2 protein-coding genes are annotated in these 1,705 nt (G+C 32.3%); both read left to right on the top strand.

Annotation, left to right across the window (positions count from 1 at the left end):
* A partial coding sequence (locus BZK14_RS11845; protein WP_281249139.1) for a magnesium transporter CorA family protein occupies positions 1 to 921 on the top strand: 921 nt, incomplete at its 5' end.
* A 95-nt stretch (positions 922 to 1,016) separates the two neighbouring features.
* The gene (locus BZK14_RS11840; RefSeq protein ID WP_077926679.1) at positions 1,017 to 1,592 is read left to right on the top strand and encodes a hypothetical protein; all 576 of its coding nucleotides are present in this window, start codon (positions 1,017 to 1,019) and stop codon (positions 1,590 to 1,592) included.
* The last annotated feature ends 113 nt before the right edge of the window (positions 1,593 to 1,705 follow it).

Genomic DNA, 1,705 nt, shown 5'->3' with positions numbered 1-1,705 from the left:
GGTCAAGAAATGGCAAAAGTAGATGCGTTAACACAAAATAACTGGATTGAAATGGTTGCGCCAAGCGTTGATGAAATTGCACAACTTACGCAAGAGTTGTCATTACCTGCCTATTTTTTAGAAGAGGCAACGGATAAAAATGTGCGCCCAAAAATAGAAAGCGAAGGTGCGAATCAGTTATTTATCATTCATTTACCTTACAGTGATCCCAATGTGGCACACAGCGGTTTAGATATTAAATATCGGACAATTCCATTTGCGATTATTTTAACAGGCACGCATTTTATTACAGTTTGCCAAGAGAAAACACCTTTCACTGCTCAATATTTTATGGAACAAAATTTAAATTTTGGGGCTGCGTATCATACGCAAAATACATTGAATATTTTGAATCAAACAGCCGATGATTACATTGTTTTGACACAAAAAATTGAAAATGAAATCACTGCTGCAGAAGATGAATTATCTCGTTCATATCGTAATCCTGAGTTGTACACATTATTATATCTCAACGAGAGTTTGCTATATATGGCAACTTCTTTGAAACAGATGCTTTATACAATGAGAAAAATTGAGCAGGATGGAATCTTGGAGATGCATCGTGATGATCGTGAGATATATATCGATGCATTAGTAGAGTTAGAACAAGCTTATGCTGTCACTGAAATTAATCAATTGAACTCTAATAATGTTATGGATGCATACGGTAATATTATTCAGAATAATGTTAGCCATGTTGTTAAATTATTAACAGCAGTCACAATTGTATTATCTATTCCAACAATGATTGCTAGCATTTATGGAATGAATGTACCGTTACCTTATCAAGATGAACCTGAAGCTTTTTCAATTTTAATAGGCGTCATGGTTGTTATGAGCGTGGTGGTAGCATTAATTTTCCGTAAGAAAAATTATTTTTAGCATTTAGCCAGACTGTCTGATACAAATAAAAGCAATGGTCCTCGATCATTGCTTTTGTGTATTATAAAATAAGTCAATAAACAAGGAGGAAGATTATGAAAAAGTTAGTGTTATTCAGTAGCTTGGCGTTAATGATTGGCATTTCAACAGCACAAGAAAAATCAGGAGGCTTTAAAGAAGGCTTTAAAATGATGACAGAAAGTGTTGGGTCGAGTGTTAAAGAAGGTTGGGATGTGACAAAAGAAAAAACTAGCGAGTTATCTAAAGATGCTAAAGAAGGTTTAGATAAAGCTGGTGATAGTATTATGAATAAAATAGATGATATGCAGAAGAGTTATGAGGTTTCTGATGCCGATAGTTTACATAAATATCTAACTGTCAGTAATGTTAAGATTAACGCATTAGATAATAATAGATATTCGGTGAGTGCTATTTTAAAAAATATCACGAAAAAACCAGTTACATTTAATCGTAAGATGAAAAAATTAGAAGTAATTGCATTAGATGCAGATGGTATCGCACATTTTGCAACCAAAGAGTCATTGCAAGAGAGCCGAGAGCTTGTTGTGCCTGCAGATTCAGGAATTAAAATGCAGTGGATTTTTGATGATGTTGATAGCGGATTAACCATTTTTAGATTATTTGATGTTAATTTTTCTTTAGAAAACTAACGTATTGAATATGTTTAAATGAATTTACTATAGTGATTTTTTATGTAATTAATTGAAGTTATTTGGTTTGAATAATTACATAATTATAAATATATTTTCATATATAGATGAAA

It is taken from the genome of Wohlfahrtiimonas larvae, assembly GCF_002006755.1.
Lineage (GTDB): Bacteria > Pseudomonadota > Gammaproteobacteria > Cardiobacteriales > Wohlfahrtiimonadaceae > Wohlfahrtiimonas > Wohlfahrtiimonas larvae.
Note: the sequence above shows the minus strand (reverse complement) of the source record. Positions and strands in the feature narration are given on the sequence as shown.